Origin of the sequence: uncultured Sphingomonas sp. (assembly GCF_913776855.1) — a bacterium.
Taxonomy (GTDB): Bacteria; Pseudomonadota; Alphaproteobacteria; order Sphingomonadales; family Sphingomonadaceae; genus Sphingomonas.
The window spans coordinates 1-15,959 of sequence record NZ_CAJYQD010000010.1 but is presented as its reverse complement, the minus strand read 5'-3'; the positions used below and the strand labels follow the sequence as shown (position 1 = coordinate 15,959).

The 15,959-nt window shown below is 68.3% G+C and carries 13 protein-coding genes; 2 read left to right on the top strand and 11 right to left on the bottom strand.

The window, feature by feature from the left end; all coding sequences use genetic code 11:
* Positions 1-33 precede the first annotated feature (33 nt).
* Positions 34-2,745 (bottom strand): Rne/Rng family ribonuclease, encoded by a 2,712-nt coding sequence (locus QZ755_RS02265; RefSeq protein WP_294319335.1) that lies wholly within the window; start codon positions 2,743-2,745, stop codon positions 34-36.
* Positions 2,746-3,260: 515 nt separating this feature from the next.
* Here QZ755_RS02265 and QZ755_RS02260 point away from each other — a divergent pair.
* The gene (locus QZ755_RS02260) at positions 3,261-4,490 is read left to right on the top strand and encodes an N-acetylmuramoyl-L-alanine amidase (RefSeq protein ID WP_294319333.1); all 1,230 of its coding nucleotides are present in this window, start codon (positions 3,261-3,263) and stop codon (positions 4,488-4,490) included.
* A 21-nt stretch (positions 4,491-4,511) separates the two neighbouring features.
* Here the strand turns inward: QZ755_RS02260 and QZ755_RS02255 are convergent, their stop codons facing one another.
* The 6 genes from QZ755_RS02255 to QZ755_RS02230 all read right to left on the bottom strand — a co-directional run bounded on the left by QZ755_RS02255 (position 4,512) and on the right by QZ755_RS02230 (position 10,463).
* Positions 4,512-5,183 (bottom strand): anti-sigma factor, encoded by a 672-nt coding sequence (locus tag QZ755_RS02255; protein ID WP_294319332.1) that lies wholly within the window; start codon positions 5,181-5,183, stop codon positions 4,512-4,514.
* Complete coding sequence (locus QZ755_RS02250) at positions 5,173-5,745, bottom strand: sigma-70 family RNA polymerase sigma factor (protein ID WP_294319331.1); 573 nt, start codon at positions 5,743-5,745, stop codon at positions 5,173-5,175. Before QZ755_RS02250 ends, QZ755_RS02255 begins: the two co-directional genes overlap by 11 nt.
* Positions 5,746-5,813: 68 nt before the next feature.
* Positions 5,814-6,347 (bottom strand): histidine phosphatase family protein, encoded by a 534-nt coding sequence (locus tag QZ755_RS02245; protein WP_294319328.1) that lies wholly within the window; start codon positions 6,345-6,347, stop codon positions 5,814-5,816.
* Positions 6,344-9,046, bottom strand: coding sequence for an ATP-dependent DNA helicase (locus tag QZ755_RS02240; RefSeq protein ID WP_294319325.1), 2,703 nt, complete (start codon positions 9,044-9,046; stop codon positions 6,344-6,346). Before QZ755_RS02240 ends, QZ755_RS02245 begins: the two co-directional genes overlap by 4 nt.
* A 154-nt stretch (positions 9,047-9,200) precedes the next feature.
* Positions 9,201-9,521, bottom strand: coding sequence for a hypothetical protein (locus QZ755_RS02235; RefSeq protein WP_294319322.1), 321 nt, complete (start codon positions 9,519-9,521; stop codon positions 9,201-9,203).
* Between the two features lie 48 nt (positions 9,522-9,569).
* Positions 9,570-10,463 carry a bestrophin family ion channel gene (locus QZ755_RS02230; protein ID WP_294319318.1) on the bottom strand — a complete coding sequence of 298 codons (894 nt, stop codon included), beginning with the start codon at positions 10,461-10,463 and terminating at the stop codon, positions 9,570-9,572.
* An 81-nt stretch (positions 10,464-10,544) separates the two neighbouring features.
* On the opposite strand from QZ755_RS02230, the gene QZ755_RS02225 reads away from it, so the two are divergent.
* Positions 10,545-12,113, top strand: coding sequence for a lysine--tRNA ligase (locus QZ755_RS02225; protein WP_294319315.1), 1,569 nt, complete (start codon positions 10,545-10,547; stop codon positions 12,111-12,113).
* Between the two features lie 36 nt (positions 12,114-12,149).
* Here the strand turns inward: QZ755_RS02225 and QZ755_RS02220 are convergent, their stop codons facing one another.
* The 4 genes from QZ755_RS02220 to QZ755_RS02205 form a co-directional block, all read right to left on the bottom strand.
* A complete protein-coding gene (locus QZ755_RS02220; RefSeq protein WP_294319312.1) occupies positions 12,150-13,277 on the bottom strand; it encodes a copper resistance protein B in 1,128 nt (375 codons plus the stop codon).
* Complete coding sequence (locus QZ755_RS02215; protein WP_294319309.1) at positions 13,274-15,055, bottom strand: copper resistance system multicopper oxidase; 1,782 nt, start codon at positions 15,053-15,055, stop codon at positions 13,274-13,276. The genes QZ755_RS02220 and QZ755_RS02215 overlap by 4 nt, the downstream gene beginning before the upstream one ends.
* 27 nt (positions 15,056-15,082) lie before the next feature.
* Entirely contained in the window at positions 15,083-15,676 is a 594-nt protein-coding gene (locus QZ755_RS02210; protein WP_294319306.1) for an RNA polymerase sigma factor, read from the bottom strand.
* Positions 15,673-15,959: periplasmic heavy metal sensor (locus QZ755_RS02205; protein ID WP_294319304.1), on the bottom strand; the 287-nt coding region annotated here is incomplete at its 5' end. The genes QZ755_RS02205 and QZ755_RS02210, both read right to left, overlap by 4 nt.

The window sequence follows — 15,959 nt, the reverse complement described above, 5'->3', positions numbered from 1 at the left end:
GGATGCCGCCCCCTTTCTCGCTATCCCAGGCGATCAGTTGCCGAAGGTGCGCTGCCACCAGCCGCGGCGCGGCGATGCCGAGCCGTAAGAGGCGTCGTCGGCGGGTGTGTCAGGCGTTTCCGCCTCGACCGGTGCGGCGGCTTCGGCCGGCGCCGCTTCTTCCACCGGTGCCTCTACCGGTGCGACAGCCTTGCGGCGGGGCGCACGGCGCTTCTTGGGCGCGACTTCGGCCTCGGCGGCGACCGGGGCAGGCGTCTCGGCCTCGGCTTCCACGACCAGCGCGGCATCGGCCTTGCGCTTGCGGGTGCGCTTCGGCTTGGGCGCTTCCTCCGCCGGCTCGACCGTGACCTTCGGCGTTTCGACCGGTTCGGGCGTGACGATCGGCGCGGCGTCGCCAGCCTCGGCGGTAGCCGGTTCGGCCGGAGCCGCTTCGGTCACGCCTTCGACCTTGGCACGCGCGCTCGGGCGGCGGCGGGTGCGCTTGGGCGCCGGCACGGGAGCCGCCTCGGCGACCTCCGGTTCGGCGACCGGCTCCGGCACGGCCGGTGCTTCAGCAACCGCGTCGCCCGCATCGTCGTCGGCAGGCAGGTCGGCCACGGTGCCGGCGCCATCGGCGGCATCGAACGCGCCATCGCCACGGCGACCACCGCGACGGCCACGACGGCGACGCTTGCGCTTCGTGCCCTCGTCGCCCTGCTCGGCTTCGGGAGCGGCGTCCTCGGTCGATGCCTCGCCTTCATCATCGCCGGTCTCGCCCTCGGCATCGTCGGCGTCTTCGGTCGAGTCGACGTCATCGCCGGCCTCGCCTTCCTCACGGTTGCGACCGCGACGCCCGCGACGGCGGCGGCGGCGCTTGCCACGGCCTTCGCCTTCGTCGTCATTGCGCGGGGTGCGGGCGACTTCCTCGACCGCGTCTTCCTCGACCTCCTCGTCGATCTCGTCCTCGATGTCCTCATAGGCATCGTCCTCGTCGTCGATGACGACCAGCGGCTCGATCTTGGGCGGATGCGCGGGCGGCGGGCCGGACGCTTCGACCGCCATGCGCGCGCCCTCGATCTCGGCATCGGGCACGATCTCGACGGTCACGCCGTACCGATCCTCGACCTCGGCGATGTCGGCGCGCTTCTTGTTGAGGACATAGAACGCCGCTTCCTGGCTGGCGCGCAGCACGATCAGCGAGCCGCGACCGCGTGCGGCCTCGTCCTCGATCAGGCGCAGCGCCGACAGGCCCGCCGACGATGCGGTGCGGACCAGACCGGTGCCTTCGCAATGCGGGCACTGGCGGGTCGAAGCCTCCAGCACGCCGGTGCGCAGCCGCTGGCGGCTCATTTCCATCAGCCCGAAGGCGGAGATGCGGCCGACCTGGATGCGGGCGCGATCGTTCTTCAGCGCCTCCTTCATCGCCTTCTCGACCTTCCGGACGTTCGATCCGTGGTCCATGTCGATGAAGTCGATCACGACGAGGCCCGCCATGTCGCGCAGGCGCAGCTGGCGCGCGATTTCCTGCGCCGCTTCGAGGTTGGTCGCAGTCGCGGTCTGTTCGATATTATGTTCGCGGGTCGACCGACCGGAGTTGATGTCGATCGACACCAAGGCTTCGGTCGGGTTGATGACCAGATAGCCGCCCGACTTCAGCTGCACGACCGGATTGTACATCGCGGCCAGCTGATCCTCGACATGCGCGCGCTGGAACAGCGGCACGGCGTCGGCATATTGCTTCACCCGGCGGGCGTGCGCGGGCATCAGCAGCCGCATATATTCCTTGGCGTGACGGAAACCGTCTTCGCCCTCGACGATCACCTCGTCGACATCCTTGTTGTAGATGTCGCGGATCGCACGCTTCACCAGGTCGCTGTCGCCATAGACCAGCGCCGGCGCCGAAGAGGTCAGCGTCTGTTCGCGAATCCCGTCCCACAGGCGGGCGAGGTAATCGAAGTCGCGCTTGATCTCCTGGCGCGAGCGCTGCAGCCCGGCGGTGCGGACGATGCAGCCCATCGATGCCGGCAGCGTCAGTTCGGCCATGATCGACTTCAACCGCTTGCGGTCGGCGGCCGAGCTGATCTTGCGCGAAATGCCGCCGCCATGCGCGGTGTTGGGCATCAGCACGCAATAGCGGCCGGCGAGCGACAGGTATGTGGTCAGCGCCGCACCCTTGTTGCCGCGCTCTTCCTTGACGACCTGCACCAGCAGCACCTGCCGGCGGCGGATCACGTCCTGGATCTTGTAGCGGCGGCGCAGGTTCAGCCGGCGCTGGCGCAGCGCCTCGACTGCGGCGTCGTCGCCACCGCCCTTGCGCGGACGGCGCGCCGGGGCCTCGCCCTCTTCGTCGTCATGATGGTCGTCGTCTTCCTCGTCGCGCTCGACGACCTCGACGCCGCCTTCGGCATCGTCGTCGTGATCGTCGTAGTCGAGGTCGTCGTCATGCTCGCCGGCACGCAGCGCGGCTTCCTCGGCGGCATGTTCGGCCTCTTCGGCCAGCAGCGCGTCGCGGTCTTCCTTCGGGATCTGGTAATAATCGGGGTGGATTTCGGAAAAGGCGAGGAAGCCGTGGCGGTTGCCGCCATAATCGACGAACGCCGCCTGCAACGACGGTTCGACCCGCGTCACCTTGGCCAGATAGATATTGCCCTTGAGCTGCTTGCGCTCGGCCGATTCGAAATCGAACTCCTCGATCCGGTTACCCTTGACGACGGCGACGCGGGTTTCTTCCCGGTGGCGAGCGTCGATCAACATCCGCGTGGTCATGATAATGTCTCCGGGCGCGCGGGACGGCTCGGCCAGTCGGCGCGCCTAAACGCGCGGCGGGGGTCAAGCCCGGTGCCTGCGCGCGATTGCTGGGATATGCGTCTGCTGGCATGGGCAGCCCGGACAGTTCCGGGTGGACAATTGTCGGCCCGACGCCGGCCGCGACAGCGGCACAGGCGGTACGGGACGGAACTTGCCACATGCGAACATCAACCTGGTTAAACCCCCTGGAGCGGGTACGCCTTTGGGGGGTGTCGCGTCGGTTTCCCCGAACCATGTCCGGGACCGACGTAATAGGGGGCGTAGCACCCGGTATCGTCAACGGCAACAGCGTCCGCAGGTTCGTTTCGGTAGCGAAGCAAATCCGAATAAATGGTTAAAGCCGGATTCAGCGTGCTGGTTCACCGCAGGTTGAACCGCACGGGCCTATGCAAACGCTTCGGAAAAAGGAAGCGGGCACCACGTCCATGGATTTGCGCTGGACCGAAAATGCGATTGGACGGCATAGCGCACCGATGGGCGCATGGCTGGCCTTCCTGTCGATCTGGTTCGGCTTCCCCGTTGCTGCGCAATCGGTGGACAGCGTCGACGCCGGTTCGGACCGCATCACCATCCGCCTCGATGCGCCAGCCAACGGCGCCTCCAGCTTCGTGCTGGGTGGACCGGACCGGCTGGTCGTCGATCTCGACGGCGTGCGTCCCGGTGGGCGCAGCGAATCGGGCGGCGGCGTGCGCGCGGTGCGGCAGGGGGTGCGCGACGGCGGCAGCCGGATCGTGTTCGACCTCGACCGGCCGCTGGTCGTTACCGCCGGGCGCTTTTCGGAAGACGGGCGGCGGCTGACCCTCACGCTGAGCGGCGTTGCGCCCGAACGCTATGCCCGTGCCACCACCGCCGGGCGGATGCGGTTCCAGCCGCAGATCGCGGTGGCGACCGTCGTGCCGGCTTCGTCGTCGGCGGCGATGATCGTCGACGCCCGGCAGCGTGCGACCGTATCGGTCCCCGTGCCCAGCCGCCGCCGTGGTCAGCGCCTGCCATCGGTTCAGGGTGATGCCGACCGGCCGCTGGTGGTGATCGATGCTGGCCATGGCGGGCATGATCCCGGCGCCATCTCGCCGCACGGCGGGATGCAGGAAAAGGATCTGACGCTGAAGACCGCCCGCGCCGTGCGCGACGCACTGCTGGCGAGCGGGCGGGTACGCGTGGCACTGACCCGCGACCGCGACGAGTTCCTGGTGTTGCAGGAACGCTATGCGATTGCGCGGCGGCTGGGCGCCAGTCTGTTCATCTCGATCCACTGCGACAGCGCCGACAATCCGCAGGCGACCGGCGCCAGCATCTATACCCTGTCCGAAGTCGCCTCCGACCGCGAAGCCGCACGCCTCGCCGCGCGCGAGAACAAGGCCGACATCCTGGCCGGCGTCGACCTCGGCCGGCAGAGCGCCGACATCTCCTCGATCCTGATCGACCTGACCCAGCGCGAGACGATGAACGCCTCGGCCGGGTTCGCCCGGCTGCTGGGACGCGAGGCGACCGGGGTCATCCCGCTCAAGCCGAATTATCATCGCATGGCGTCGCTGATGGTGCTGAAGGCGCCCGACCTGCCGTCGATCCTGTTCGAAACCGGCTATCTGTCGAATGACGCCGACGCGCAGCGGCTCGATTCGGTCGAAGGCCGCCGCGCGATCGCCAAGAGCGTCGAGCGCGCGGTCGAGGTGTATTTCGCGCGGCGGCTGGCGGCGCGATAGTACGGTTCGTCCGGCCGCGGATCAGATTGGGGTCAGCGGCCCGCTCGCGACCACCGGTCCCGTCGGAGTCGGCTTCGGCGACCCGCCCGGCGGCTCGATCGAAATGGCAAGCACCAGTCCGGCCTGCAACGCCGTCCGCTCGGTCGTCGGCACAGACAGGCGCGTCGTCCCGTTGCCCGCCAACAGGCCAAGCGAACGGGGCACCCCGTCGCGTATGACCCATAGTTGCGCCGCCTTGCCAGCCGGTGCGATGCCGGTGGCAACGACGCGGATCTGTCCCGTGTCGCGATCGACGATCGCACTGATTGGCGTCCCCGTTCTATCGGACGGCTGGAGCGCAGCCAGCAGCGTTGCCGCCGCCGGTCGATCGACCGGCGGCAAGACGGTCGGGCTTGGCCGCAATACCAGCACCAGCGTTGCCGCGGCGACGGCGGACAGCGCAGCCGGCAGGACCAGTCGGAGTTGGTTGCGCGGTTTCGGTGCGGTCTGGGCCCCGATGTCGCGGATCAGGCCTGGGGGAGCGGGAACCGGGCGAACCTCCGCCAACATGCTGGCGAAACGCACGCGCCACCCTTCGACCTCGCGCGCGAAGTCGGGATCGGACAGCGTCCTGCGCAGGGCCTGCGCCCGTTCATTTCCTTCGAGAAGGCCGAGCGCAAGTTCACCGGCAAGCATATGGTCTTCAGGCGTCACTGACGCATCCCCGCAAGTTCAGCAGGCCCCGGCGCGCCCAACTGCGTACCGTCGGTTCGGGTACGCCCTGAGCTTCGGCCAGTTGGGCATAGGTCAATCCGCCAAAAAAGGCGGTACGCAGGGTATCGCGCTGCCGAGCGTCCAGCGCGTCGAGGCAATCGTACAGCCGCTGCGCTTCCTGCGAACGCTCGAGTACGGCCAGCTGGTCCGGCGCGTCGTCGGCAATCTCGCCTGCGTCCTCGATCGGCCTGGTCCTGCGTCTGCCATGGCCACGAGCCCAGTCGATCGATCGGTTGCGGGCGATGGTGCCCAGCCACGCCATCGGATGGGCGGCGGTCGGAACGAAACTACCCGCGCGTTTCCAGATCAACTGGAACACCTCGTGCAGCACATCCTCCGCCTCGCTTCGTTCCCCACAGATCCGCAGGCAGATACCGAATAGCGAGGATGCGGTGAGTTCGTACAACTGCCCCAATGCCGCACGGTCCGCCGTTCCGACACGCTCGAGCAGTTCGCAGATCGCGGCGCGTGCGTGATACGGGTCGGCGGGATGATCCTTCACGGACGGGGACGTAGCGTAGCCATCGATGCCATGCAACAAACGGGGATCGTACGGATCGCCGTCAACCGTCAGTCGTGGTTCGGCCCCAGCGACGGATCGAGGTCGCGCGGCCGGACGAAGCTGGTGAGGTGGCCGCAGCCGTCGCACGCCCCCGCCCAGTCGCCGTCCAGCTCCAGCACCGCGACGCTGGCGGTCGGGAACTTCTCCTCTACCGCGCCGCGCAGCGGATTTGTTTCGGCCGACAGCAGCAGGACCAGATCCTCCAGCCCCGGATTATGCCCGACCAGCAGCGCGCGGTCGGCATCGGCGGGCAGTGCGCGGATCATGTCGAGCATCGTGCCGGCCGAGGCGAGGTACAGCGTGCGGTCGTGCCGTGCCTCGGGCAGGGTGCCGTACCCACGGCGAAAATGCTCCAACGTCTCGACCACGCGCTTGGCCGAACTTGCGACCACCGCATCGAACGTCAGCCCGGCCTGTCGCACATGCGCACCCATCGCGGTCGCGGCGCGCGCGCCCTTGGCGTTCAGGGGGCGATCGTAATCGCTGAGTGCGGGATCGTCCCAGCCCGACTTGGCATGGCGCAACAGCGTCAGCGTCTTCATGGCAATCGCTCCATCGGCAGGGCTTGCGCCCCATGCCCGACTTCGTGCCCCAAGGAAAGGGCACGCGCCACCGCTTCGTCCAGCGTGCATCGGAGGATCGGCGTGCCCTCCGGAAAGGCGCCCAGCAGTCGCGACGGCATGGCGGCGGACAGCAACACGAACAGCCCGCGATCGTCGGCGCGGCGGATCAGCCGCCCGAACGCCTGTGCGAGGCGCGCGCGTACCATCCGGTCGTCATAGGCGCTGCCGCCGCCCGCCAGCCGCCGCGCGGCGTGCAGCACACCCGGCTTCACCCACGGCACCCCCTCCATCACCACCATCCTGAGCGAGTGGCCGGGTACGTCCACCCCGTCGCGCAGCGCATCGGTGCCGATCAGCGAGGCACGGGGATCGTCGCGAAAGATGTCGACAAGTGTGCCGGTATCGATCGGGTCGACATGCTGGGCGTAGAGCGGCAGTCCATCACGCGCCAGCCGGTCGGCGATACGGGCATGGACGCCGCGCAGCCGCCGGATCGCGGTGAACAGCCCGAGCGTGCCGCCGCCCGCCGCGACGATCAGCCGGCCATAGGCATTGGCGAGCGCGGGCAGATCGCCCTTCTTCACATCGGTGACGATCAGCACCTCAGCCTGGTGCGCATAGGCGAACGGGCTGGCCGCTTCGAAATGGGTTGGCTGGCGCAGCAGATGCGGCGCCCCGACGCGGGCGTCGGCTTGGCTCCAGTCGCCGCCGGCGCGCAGGGTGGCGGAAGTGACCAGCACGCCATGCGCGGGCTTCAGCACGGTTTCGGCAAAGGGTCGGCTGGGGTCGAGCCAGTGGCGGTGCAGCCCCATGTCATATTCGCGCCCCTCGACCCGGTCGACCGTCATCCAGTCGACGAAATCGGGATCGACCGGCCCGCCGATCCGCGCGAGCAGCCGGCCCCAGGCCGCGACCGTCTCCGCCCGCCAGCCCAGCGACGCGATCGCCCCCTCGATCCGCGCGCGCGCCGGCCCGTCCATCCAGTCCGGCCCCTCGGTCAGCACCGCTTCCAGCCGCTTGCCGAGCGCAATGAGGGGGCGGAGCAGCGCGTCCAGCGCCTGCGCGGCGGGGCCGGCGGCATCGACCAGTTCGGGTCGCGGTTCGCTGAGTTCGGTTTCGAGGCCATAGCCCGCCTCGCCATCCTTGGCGCGGGCGAACACTGCGCCGCGTACGCAGGCGAGCAGTTCCTCGACCGGGCCGAACGGGTTGCCCTCCTGAATCCGTGCCAGCCAGCCCTCGGCGGGCAGCAGCCGCGCGGCATCGACCGCCGCCGCCACCGCCTCACCCCCCGCCGCATCATAGCTCGCCACGTCCGACAGCCGAGCGGCAAGGCCCCGCCGCCGGCCGCGCCCGCCGCCTTCGGGGCCGAGCACCCAACGGCGGATCTCGATCGCCTCCATGCCGGTCAGCGCGGCAGAGAACATCGCGTCGGCCGCCTCGAACAGATGATGGCCTTCGTCGAAGACATAGCGGGTCGGGCGCGTGCCGGTCTCACGCCCCCGCGCCGCGTTGACCATCACCAGCGCATGGTTGGCGATGACGATATCCGCCTGCGCCGATGCCCGCGCCGCGCGTTCGATGAAGCATTTCCGGTAATGCGGGCAGCCGGCGTAGATGCATTCGCCCCGCCGATCGGTCAGCGCGGTCGATCCGTTGCGCCGGAACAGCGTCGGCAGCCAGCCGGGCAGGTCGCCGCCGACCATATCGCCATCGGCGCTATACGCCGCCCAGCGCGCGACGAGGTGCGCCAGCACCGCCGCCCGCCCCTGAAACCCGCCCTGCAACGCATCCTCGAGGTTCAGCAGGCAAAGATAATTCTCCCGCCCCTTGCGCGTCACGACCTTTGCCCGTCGCTCGGCCGGATCGGGATAGACGCGGGTGCTTTCCTGCGCGAGCTGGCGTTGCAGCGCCTTGGTAAAGGTCGACACCCACACCGCGCCATCGGCCGCCTGCGCCCAGAGCGAGGTCGGCGCGAGATAGCCCAGGGTCTTGCCGATGCCGGTTCCGGCCTCCGCCAGCACCAGGTTCGGCGTGTCGCGCGCGGCACGCGGGGCGAACGCGTCGGCGGCGGCGGCGGCAAAGGCGCGCTGTCCCGGCCGCGCCTCCGCCGCGCTGCCGGTCAGCGTCGCCAGCCGCTCCGCCACCGCATCGGGCGTCAGCGTCACCGTGCGGGGATTGGCGCGCGGTGGCGCCTCCTCCCATTCGGGCAATTTGCTGAACAGCCAGCGTTCGGCGGTTTCGGGTTTGGGCAGCACCTGCCCCAGCGCCGGTGCCCATGGCCAGCGCAGGCGGAACAGCGACTGCGCGGCGGTCCATGCCCCTTCCTGTTCGGCCCATGGTGCCGAAGCGGTCGCGATCAGCGCCGCCGCCGCCGCCCGCAACAGATCGGCGATGCCTGCTTCCTCCGCAGGCAGCGGCAGGTCGAGCGCCTGCGCGATCCCCTTGGGCGTCGGTACCGCGAAGCGCGCGGGATGGACGAAGGCGAACAGTTCGAGCAGGTCCAGCCCGGACAGCTCGGCATAGCCCAGCCGCTGCCCGATCAGGGCAGCATTCAGGACGATCGTCGGCGTATCGGCGACCAGCGCGATCGCTTCCCCCCGACTGACCTCGCGCGTGCCATCGGCCGTCGCGATCCAGACGCCCGAATGGCTGGCGTGCAGGGCGGGGTAGGGGAGCATCGCACCGCCTTAGCGCGGCAAGTGCCAGAACGGAAGCGGAACGGGACCAAGTCCTCCCCGGCACGGGGGGGGCAGCGTAGCTGGTGGCGGGGGCGGACCGCGAATGCCGCCGTTCCGTATGCGAACATCCCCCTCCCCGCAGGCGGGGAGGTTTTTAGCTGTCGAGCTTTTCGTGCTGGCGTTCCGCCCAGTCGCGGCCTTCATCGCCGCCCCAGAGCAACCACGCGATATACCCGGCCGACGGATCGTTATCGTCACCCCAGCGATGCGCCTTGGTATCCTTGTCGACCTTGTGCCGCGCGAAATAGCTGTGCATCGATTTGACGTCGGCATCGGACATCGGGCCACCATCGACGATCTGTTTCGCGCGTTTGACGCCGACATCCGTCCCGCCGCGATCGAACTTTTCGCGCAGCTTCAGGCCCTTTTCGGCGTTCGCCGCCATCTTTTTCGTCGGTTTATGTTCGTCCGCCATCGATCATCCTCTCGACGGCAACAGCGTTTCAGTCACCGACGCGTTCCGTCACCACAGCACACCCTTTTCCGGCTTGAGCGGTTCGGGCGCAGGATCGCCAATCGCCTGCAGCAGGTCGATCTCGATCGTGCGGCACATCGCGGTCAGCGGCAGGTCGTGGACGGTGTTGGCGAACGGGTCCGCCAGATCCTCGCCGATCTGCAGCACCGCGAGGAACATCAGCCCCGCCAGCCCCGACCCCAGCGGCGTTGCGATGCCCAGCGTCTCGACCAGCCCGATCGGCAGCACGGCACAGAACAGGCGGGTGAACAGCGACGGCAGAAACCGGTATTGCACCGGCAGCGGCGTGTTCTTGATCCGCTCCATGCCGCCCTGCGCATTGGCGATGTCGATCAGCACGCTTTCCAGGCTGGTCTGCTGGATGCTGTCGATCCAGCCGCGCCGCTGCGCCTCGGCGATGCGGGCGCCGGTGCCGTCGAGCAGGCCGTTGGCGACATTGGTGCGGCCCAGCGGCTCGCCCGCCTCGTCCCGCGACAGGAAGCGATGCACGTCGTCCTTCGAATCCAGCCGCCGCAACTGGCAGCGCAGCGCGTTGACATAGGCGATGTGGCGCAGCACGATCGAACGCTTCAGGTCGCGCTTCTGTCCTTCATCCTCCGGCCCGATGAACGAGATCGACCCGCGCGCAAGGTTGCGCGAGGCGTTGATCATCAGCCCCCAGAGGGATCGCCCTTCCCACCACCGCGCATAGGCCGAATTGACGCGAAAGCCGAGGAACAGCGCCAGCGCCGACCCGAACAGCGTCAGCGGCAGCGACGGCGCCTTGAACGGCAGGACGAAATACACGATCGTGACGATCACGTCCCAGATGAACAGCGCGAGGGCCGGTTTCCAGACTTCGGCGACGATGCGGGGCAGGCGGGGTGCGTCGGATACGATCATCGCAACACGCTACGTCCAACCGTGCGATTGGTTGCATCGCAACCGGTGGAAATCTGTCGGCCAACCGCGTATCTGGAGCGGATGACCGACCCCACACTTCGCGATGCAGCATTGGTTTCAAAGGCTTGGCCGTATGAGGAGGCGCGCAAGCTGTTGAAGCGCTATCCGCACGGGAAACCGGGCGGTGCGCCGATCCTGTTCGAAACCGGCTACGGCCCGTCGGGTCTGCCGCATATCGGTACGTTCAACGAAGTGCTGCGCACGACGATGGTGCGCAAGGCGTTCATGGAACTGTCGGACCAGCCGACCCGGCTGATCGCGTTTTCGGACGATATGGACGGGCTGCGCAAGGTGCCGGACAATGTGCCGAACGGCGACATGCTCGCCACGCATCTGGGCAAGCCGCTGAGCGAAATCCCCGATCCGTTCGGCACGCACCCGAGCTTTGCCGCGCACAACAATGCCCGGCTGCGCGCGTTCCTCGACCAATATGGGTTCGAGTATGAGTTCGCGTCGTCGACCGACTATTATCGCGGCGGCCGGTTCGACGACGCGCTGAAGGGCGTGTTGCGCAACATGCAGGCGATCCTCGACATCATGCTGCCGACGCTGGGCGCCGAACGTCGCGCGACCTATTCGCCGGTGCTGCCGATCTCGCCGACCAGCGGGATCGTGCTGCAGGTGCCGGTCGAGGTGCTGGACGCCGATACCGGCATGGTGGCGTTCATGGACGGGGACACCCGCGTCGAACAATCGATCCTGTCGGGCGGCGCCAAGCTGCAATGGAAGGTCGACTGGGCGATGCGCTGGGCGGCGCTCGGCGTCGATTACGAGATGGCGGGCAAGGACCTGATCGATTCGGTCACGCAATCGTCGAAGATCGCCCGCGTGCTGGGCGCCCGCCCGCCCGAAGGCTTCAACTACGAAATGTTCCTCGACGAATATGGGCAGAAGATTTCGAAGTCGAAGGGCAATGGCCTCAGTCTCGAACAATGGCTGACCTATGGCCCGCCCGAAAGCGTCGCCTTCTACGCCTATCGCGAGCCGAAAAAGGCCAAGCAATTGCACCTGGGGGTGATCCCGCGCGCGATCGACGAATATTGGCAGTTCCGGGCGAATTATGCCGGTCAGCCGGTCGAACAGCAGCTGGGCAACCCCGTCCACCATATCCATGGCGGCCCGCCGCCGGCCGATACGCTGCCGGTGACGTTCGGCCTGCTGCTGAACCTGGTCGGCGTGATGGGGGAAGCGACCAAGGCGCAGGTCTGGGGCTATCTGGCGAACTATGTCGAGGATGCCAGTGCCGATCGGTATCCGGCGCTCGACGCGCTGATCGACCATGCGCTGGCCTTTGTTCGCGATGTCGCGGAACAGCCGGTGCGCCGCGCCCCGACCGAAGTGGAGCGTGCCGCACTGGAACGGCTGGACGTCGAGCTGGCGGCGATGCCGGCCGATGCCAGCGCCGAGGACATCCAGAACGCAGTGTACGAGATCGGCAAGACCGCCGGGTTCGAATCGCTGCGCGACTGGTTCAAGGCGTGCTACGAAACGCTGCTGGGCACGCCGCAAGGCCCGCGCATGGGCAGCTTCATCGCGCTGTACGGTATCGACAACAGCCGCAAGTTGATTGCCGAGGCGCTGGCGCGATAGGGGCGCGCCTTCCGCCGTACGGGGCGGGGGATCGGATCAGAACCATGCCCGCACGCCGGCGACGACGCTCAGGCCGCCGGTATCGCGCCCCCTTGCCCGGCTGTACCGCGCGGTGTCGCCGACCTGCCGTTCCCACGTCACGCCGAGATAGGGCGCGAATTCGCGACGTCCTTCGTAGCGCAGCCGCAGCCCGGCCTCGACGTCGGTCAGCCCCGCGCCGGTGCCGACGTCGGGCAGGTCCTGCGCCGACAGGTTCGCCTCGATCCGCGGTTGCAGCACGATGTAATTGGTGATGCGCTGGTCGTAATAACTCTCGACCCGGCCGAGCAGCTCGCCCCTGGTCGACAGGAACAACGCGGCACCGACCTCGAACCAGCCAGGTGCCAGCCCCTCGACCCCCAGCGTCGCATAGGTCCGCGACGGGTCCGGGCGGATGTCGTGGCGGATACCGACCTGCAGGTTCCAATAGGGGTCGAGCGCGCGGGAGTAGAGCGCCTGGACCTCGGCGGTACCGAGTGCGCCGCCGATATCCCCTTCGCCCTCGGACTTCAGCCATAGCCGGTGGATGTCGCCGCCGATCCATGCCTGCCCCTCCCACCGATAGCCGTCGCGGCCCTTGCGCAGCTGTATCTCGGCCAGGTCGAGCAGCAATTGGCGGAAGGTCATTCCGCCATGTTCGCGCGTCAGATGGTTGGTACGGGCGGCGGCCATTGCCTCGGCACCCCAGAAGCGGTCGGCGAGATGGTCGCGGGCCGGGGCGGGGGCGGGCTTGTCGCCCGGCGGCAGGTCGGTCCCGACCGGATCGCCACCCATGCCCGCCATCGCAGCCATGGCGTGGCCGGCATGGGGGTCCGGCATGGTCATGCCCGACATGTCGTGCCCGGCATGGGGATCGGTAGCGACCGGTTCGGATGCGGGCATCGCCATCCCCTGCATCGCCGACATGGCATGGCCTGTGTGGGGATCGGGGGGCGTCACCCGCTTGGTCGCCCGCTTCGCCGGGACGCGCGCGGCGGGCTTTCGCTTCGCCACGGGTTTGCGCGCGGGCTTTGCCGCCGGTCTGGCGGGCATCATCATGCCGGGCATGTGCATGTTATGGTCCATCGTCTGCGCGACCGCCGGGGCGGACACGAGCGCTACGCTGCCCAGGAGAATGCGGATCATGCCGCCGCCTCCGCGCGGCGGACCTGCACCACGCGCATCATGCCCGCGTGCATGTGATAGAGCATGTGACAGTGGAACGCCCAGTCGCCCTCCTCGCCGGTCACGTCCCAGCTGACGGTGCCGCCGGGCTGGACCAGCACGGTATGCTTGCGCGGCGCATGGTCGCCCTTGCCGGTCACGAGGTCGAAAAAATGGCCGTGCAGGTGGATCGGATGGCCCATCATCGTATCGTTGATCAGGGTGACGCGCACCCGTTCGCCATGCAGCAGCGTGATCGGATCGGGGTTCTCCGACAGCTTTTCGCCATCGAAGCCCCACATATAGCGTTCCATATTGCCGGTCAGGTGCAGCCTGATCTCCCGCTCCGGCGCGCGGGTGTCAGGGTTGCGGTCCAGCGCGACGAGATCGCGATAGGTCAGCACGCGGTGGCCGACATCGGCAAGGCCCTGTCCCGGCTCGCCCGTGCGGTCGACGGGCATCGGGGAAATGGTCTGCACGCCCGGCCCTTTGCGCACCTCCGGCGCATTCGAAAAGTCGCGCATGTTCATGTCGCCCATCGCCATTCCGGCCATCGGCGCTGCGGCGGTCGCGCCATGGTCCATCGTCGCGTGGTCCATTCCGGCCATGCCGCCGGCACCATGGTCCATACCGGCCATGCTGCCATGGTCCATGCCCATGTCCTTCATCGTCGCCAGCGGACGGGGGCGTAAGGGGGGCACGGCGGCGGCCAAGCCGACGCGCGGAGCCAGCGTCGCACGCGCCATGCCCGACCGGTCGATGCTCTCCCCCACCACGGTATAGGCGCGCAGGTCGTTCGGCACGACGATCGCGTCATAGGTTTCGGCCGGGCCGAACTGGAACTCGTCGATCTCGACCGGGCGCACGTTCAGGCCGTCGGCAGCGACGATCGCCATCGGCAGCCCCGGTATCCGCACGTTGAAGGTCGTCATGGCCGAGGCATTGACGAAGCGCAGCCGCACGCGTTCCCCCGGCCGGAACAGCGCGGTCCAATTGTCCTGCGGGCCGTGGCCGTTGACCAGATAGGTATAGGTCGATCCGGTCACGTCGGCGACGTCGGCCGGGTCCATCCGCATCGCGCCCCATATCGCGCGCTCCTTCGCCGACTGGTCGCGCCCGGCGAGCAGCCCGGCCAGTGTCTGGCGCTGGCGGTTGAAATAGCTCGGCTCCTTCTTCAACCGGTCGAAGATCACGTGCGGGTGACGAAAGCTGTGGTCGGAAAGGACGATCACATGCTCGCGATCGAACGCGACCCGGTCGGGCGCCCTGGGGTCGATCACGATGGGACCGTACAGCCCCTCCTGCTCCTGCAACCCGGAATGGCTGTGATACCAGTAGGTCCCGCTCTGGATCACCGGAAATTCGTAGGTGAAGCGCGACCGCGCGGCGATGCCGGGAAACGACACGCCCGGCACGCCGTCCATCTGGAACGGCAGCAACAGCCCGTGCCAATGGAGCGAGGTCGGCTCGTCCAGCGTGTTGACGACGGTGATCCGTGCGTTCTGCCCCTCGCGCAGGCGGATCAGCGGGGCTGGGGAGGTGCCGTTGATGCCGATCGCATGGGCCATCCGCCCGTCGACCTGCCGCATGACATGGCCGATGGTCAGCGTGATGGCGTCGCCCGACACGGTCGGGACCGGGGCGGCGATTCCCATCAATCCGCTCTGCGCCCAACCCGGCCACGCGCTCCCCAGTGCCAGCCCGCCACCGCCGAGCGTGGCACCGCGCAACAACTGGCGACGATCGAAAACAGGCGACATGCACGCTCCTGACTGGGAATACCTCCTTTACGCGGGCGACCCGCCGCCCCCTTGGAACCGGCGCAGTTTTTCCGCCAGTTGCGCCCGCGCACGATAGATGCGGGTTTCGACCGCCTTGGCCGAAATGCCCAGCAGCTGCGCGACCTCCGCCTGGGCCAGCCCCTCGATCGCGTGCAGGATCAACGGCGTCTTGAGCTGGTCGGGCAGGGTAGCGATCGTTCGTATCACCCGGTCCAGTTCGTGGCGATCGGCCACGGCGTCGTCGATCGGTGCGGCAGGATCGGGGATCGCCTCACCCTGTCCAGCATGGTGCAGCCCGAACGACAGGAACCGCCGCACCGCCCGCCGCCGCGCCCAGTCGCGGCATTTGTTGAGCGCGATGGTCGACAGCCACGCCTGCATCGCGCGATCGCGATCATAGCGTGCCAGCGCGCCATGCGCCGCGACGAAGCTTTCCTGCACAATGTCCAGCGCCTCGTCCGCATCGCCGGTCCATGCCCGCGCGACGCGGAATATGGGCGTGCGATAGCGGCGCAGGATTTCGGCAAAGGCCGGTTGCCGCCCGGCAAGGCTCAGCGCCGCCAGATCGCCATCGGACAGGGTGGACCAGTCGACGCTCACCCCCGGCCGTCGGTCAGCGCCCGGACTACCGCCGCATCGAACCGTGTCGCCTGGTCGGGGCGCAACAGCCGGCGCATGGCGAAGAGATGTGCCAGTGTCGCCTTTTGCAGCGCGCCCATTGCCGCGTGGCTCTGGTCGACGGCGGCGGCGACGCGCGGGCCGGCGGCATGTTCGGCGGCGATCGCCTCCGCCAGGCGGGCATTGGCGGCGCGCAGTTCCAGCTCGAGCGCGCGACGCCGCTCCGCGAACCGGTCCTCCAGCGTAGCGATCTGCGCCGCCTGGT

Bases quoted from the DNA above. Each gene is read 5' to 3' on its own strand.
- QZ755_RS02225 (WP_294319315.1), top strand. From the start codon at position 10,545: ATGACCGACCCCACACTTCGCGATGCAGCATTGGTTTCAAAGGCTTGG.
- QZ755_RS02245 (WP_294319328.1), bottom strand. From the start codon at position 6,347: ATGAAGACGCTGACGCTGTTGCGCCATGCCAAGTCGGGCTGGGACGAT.
- QZ755_RS02260 (WP_294319333.1), top strand. From the start codon at position 3,261: ATGGGCGCATGGCTGGCCTTCCTGTCGATCTGGTTCGGCTTCCCCGTT.
- QZ755_RS02265 (WP_294319335.1), bottom strand. From the start codon at position 2,745: ATGACCACGCGGATGTTGATCGACGCTCGCCACCGGGAAGAAACCCGC.
- QZ755_RS02235 (WP_294319322.1), bottom strand. From the start codon at position 9,521: ATGGCGGACGAACATAAACCGACGAAAAAGATGGCGGCGAACGCCGAA.
- QZ755_RS02220 (WP_294319312.1), bottom strand. From the start codon at position 13,277: ATGATCCGCATTCTCCTGGGCAGCGTAGCGCTCGTGTCCGCCCCGGCG.
- QZ755_RS02230 (WP_294319318.1), bottom strand. From the start codon at position 10,463: ATGATCGTATCCGACGCACCCCGCCTGCCCCGCATCGTCGCCGAAGTC.
- QZ755_RS02240 (WP_294319325.1), bottom strand. From the start codon at position 9,046: ATGCTCCCCTACCCCGCCCTGCACGCCAGCCATTCGGGCGTCTGGATC.
- QZ755_RS02215 (WP_294319309.1), bottom strand. From the start codon at position 15,055: ATGTCGCCTGTTTTCGATCGTCGCCAGTTGTTGCGCGGTGCCACGCTC.